This window comes from Spirosoma sp., assembly GCF_048594605.1.
Lineage (GTDB): Bacteria > Bacteroidota > Bacteroidia > Cytophagales > Spirosomataceae > Spirosoma.
On sequence record NZ_JBMDWV010000096.1, the window covers coordinates 1 to 2,658 of the forward strand.

At 51.0% G+C, this 2,658-nt stretch carries 5 protein-coding genes; 1 reads left to right on the forward strand and 4 read right to left on the reverse strand.

Translation table 11 applies throughout. The features are described 5' to 3' along the window. The first annotated feature begins 112 nt into the window (after positions 1 to 112). Positions 113 to 412, forward strand: coding sequence for a hypothetical protein (locus tag ACOJS8_RS05360; protein WP_420147503.1), 300 nt, complete (start codon positions 113 to 115; stop codon positions 410 to 412). Positions 413 to 473: 61 nt separating this feature from the next. On the opposite strand, the gene ACOJS8_RS05365 is transcribed toward ACOJS8_RS05360, so the two are convergent. From ACOJS8_RS05365 to ACOJS8_RS05380, 4 genes are all read right to left on the reverse strand, one after another. Further along, positions 474 to 605, reverse strand: coding sequence for a hypothetical protein (locus ACOJS8_RS05365; RefSeq protein WP_420147504.1), 132 nt, complete (start codon positions 603 to 605; stop codon positions 474 to 476). A 106-nt stretch (positions 606 to 711) separates the two neighbouring features. Further along, positions 712 to 1,677, reverse strand: coding sequence for a TIGR03885 family FMN-dependent LLM class oxidoreductase (locus tag ACOJS8_RS05370; protein WP_420147505.1), 966 nt, complete (start codon positions 1,675 to 1,677; stop codon positions 712 to 714). Beyond that, positions 1,671 to 1,856 (reverse strand): hypothetical protein, encoded by a 186-nt coding sequence (locus ACOJS8_RS05375; protein ID WP_420147506.1) that lies wholly within the window; start codon positions 1,854 to 1,856, stop codon positions 1,671 to 1,673. Before ACOJS8_RS05375 ends, ACOJS8_RS05370 begins: the two co-directional genes overlap by 7 nt. Further along, positions 1,849 to 2,658 (reverse strand): DUF3459 domain-containing protein (locus ACOJS8_RS05380; RefSeq protein ID WP_420147507.1); only part of this gene is annotated, 810 nt, incomplete at its 5' end. The genes ACOJS8_RS05375 and ACOJS8_RS05380, both read right to left, overlap by 8 nt.

Sequence of the window (2,658 nt, forward strand, 5' to 3'; positions counted from 1 at the left end):
CGGAGTCGCAGCGTTTATCGGTAAAGACGCAGATCCTCACTTTCAGACTCGTAACTCTACCTTCTCGTCGTAACTGAGGTTACAGAATGTACATTCAAACATGATAATCACCATGGATTCACGTAGTAAATATGATCGCCCAGATCAGACAAATAAACTGACCAATGCCCATTCAGGCGAGGAAGCGGCTGCCGAGGAACATACCATCGATGTGCAACAAGGTACGGCTGCCCTGAGTGACAATGACCAGGCGATTGCGGCCCGGAACGTAACGCGCGCGGTGGAAGACGAGGACAGATTGAACGAAGAAGATACCACGATTCTGGGTGCCGGTGGCTCGGCCGGAGGGCTATCAGGAGATGGCGAGCGGACGGATGAATATGATGCCGCCGTGATGGGAATTGGCGATTAAACTGTCCAGCCAGAGACAAATTGATTCGTCTCTGGCTGGACGTAAACCGACAGCCCTCCTACTACTCATCATCGTCTACCTCTACGCCCGACTCCATGGCGGCTGCTTCGTCGTTGGTGGTTGCTGAATCAAATTCCGTTGAGTCATAATCTGTTTGATCCAGGGTTGTCTCCTGAGGTTGCTGATTTTCCATAATCGTTCTACTAATTTGAGTATTAATCGTCTACACAAGGGAAACCGGGGCTTCCGTATAAAGTTGACACTGGTTAATGCAAAGGCCCATCTAATAAGGAAATGGTTCAGGCTACCCGGATTGCAGGCAATACGTGCTGACCAAAATCGTCGATAAAGCGTTCGTGTTCCAGGTTGACATTATGCAGCGTCAGTTGGTCGAAGCCCATGTCGACGTACTGCTGCAACCAGGCCGCATGCTGCCCCGGATCAGACGAGATATGTACCATTTTATCGACCTCCTGCAGATTGACCAGTTGGCCAGCCATGTCGAATTGCTCGGGCATTCGCAGTTCAGTGAGCATAGCGTTTGGGAATATATTCGAACGCCATTGATCGTAAGCACCCTGGCGGGCAGCTTCATCCGTGCTGGCGTAGGACAGCTGTACTTTCAGATACATAGGTTTGCCTTCCCCGCCCCCGCGCCGAAAAGCACCGACAACTTCCTGTAATTGCTCCTTTGGTTGTGAAATGGTTAGCAGGCCATCCGCCCAGCCGCCGACCCATTCGGCGGTTTTGCTCGTCACGGCTGCGCCAAACAGTAAGGGTGCCACGTCTGGACGAGTGTAAAGCTTGGCCTCTTCGACCGTTACTAATCCCTTATGCGAAACAGTTTCGCCCTTCCACAATGCCCGTATAATTTCGACGGATTCGGCCAATCGGGCGTTACGATCGGCCTTGGTGGGCCATTTCTCGCCCGTGATGTGTTCATTGAGAAATTGCCCGGTGCCAACGGCCATCCAGAAACGTTCAGGAAACATTTCGGCCAAGGTAGCGGCTGCCTGAGCAATGACGGCGGGATGATAGCGCTGGCCGGGGGCATTTACTACGCCGAAACTCAGCGTAGTAGCCTGCAGGGCCGCCCCCAGCCACGACCAGGCGAAGCCGCTTTCGCCCTGGCGGTTGCTCCAGGGATGGAAATGATCGGACGAAGAGCCCGCTATAAAACCTGCCTGCTGGGCCCGTTGTATATAAGTCAGTAAGGTACTGGGTTTGAATTGCTCGTGAGATGCGTGATAGCCTATTTTTAACATAGCAAGGTTTTATAAAATGAGTCTGTTTTGAGGTTAGCATCGATTATATGCTCCGTCCATTCCCGAAGACAGAGATCGTGCAAGCCATGGATATGATCGATACGTAGTGTCTTGAATATCCCGTTTTGAGCAGGTTTTGCGCGCTCATTCAGGTGCTCAAAAACAATCGGCTTACTCACAGTTCAAGGAGTAAATGAGCAACGATTCAGGCTGCACAATCACAGAATTGGCTTCATGTGGAAAATCCGCAGAAGCACCGGGACCCTTCCATTGAGGATCAGCGGAGTCGAGCATTTTTCGCCAGCCTTTTTCCAAAACAGGTATGGGAACAGATTGGGCCTGGTCGGTAAAATTCATTAGACAAAGCACCTGCTGATCGTCATGCCAGCGATGAATGACCATCGTTTTCTGATCTTCCTGAATCACTACGTTCAGATTCTGCCGATTGAGGTGGCGTAGGGCGGGATGCTGTTTGCGTAGGGTGATTAATGTCTGATAATAACGTAGTAGAGTTCGATGCGGCTCCTGTTCCAGTAGGTTCCACTGTAAACAGGAACGCTGAAAGGTTTCTTCGCTTAGCGGGTCGGGCACCTCGGCACCATCATGAAAATCAGCAAATTCCTCCTGTCTACCCTTGCGCACGGCCTCCACGAGTTCGGGCTTCGAATGGCTCACAAAATATTGAAAAGGAGTCGTTTCTCCCCATTCTTCGCCCATGAACAGCAGAGGAATATAAGGACTGACCAATACCGCGCCCGCCAGCAACTTTTGCATCTCAAAGCTATAGAGCTGACTGGAACGCTCTCCCAGTTTCCGGTTGCCTATCTGATCATGATTTTGGGAGAAAACGATAAACTGATATCCCGGATTGGTTTCGGATTTACGACCAAACAGTTTCTTTCGGACGGTTGAGAACTGACCGTCGTAGACGTAGGCATCCCGATACGATTTGGCCAGGTGGTTGATACCATTGAAATCGGC

Excerpts from the sequence above, each read along its gene's own strand:
- ACOJS8_RS05370 (WP_420147505.1), bottom strand. The coding sequence starts at position 1,677 with ATGTTAAAAATAGGCTATCACGCATCTCACGAGCAATTCAAACCCAGT.
- ACOJS8_RS05365 (WP_420147504.1), bottom strand. The coding sequence starts at position 605 with ATGGAAAATCAGCAACCTCAGGAGACAACCCTGGATCAAACAGATTAT.
- ACOJS8_RS05360 (WP_420147503.1), top strand. The coding sequence starts at position 113 with ATGGATTCACGTAGTAAATATGATCGCCCAGATCAGACAAATAAACTG.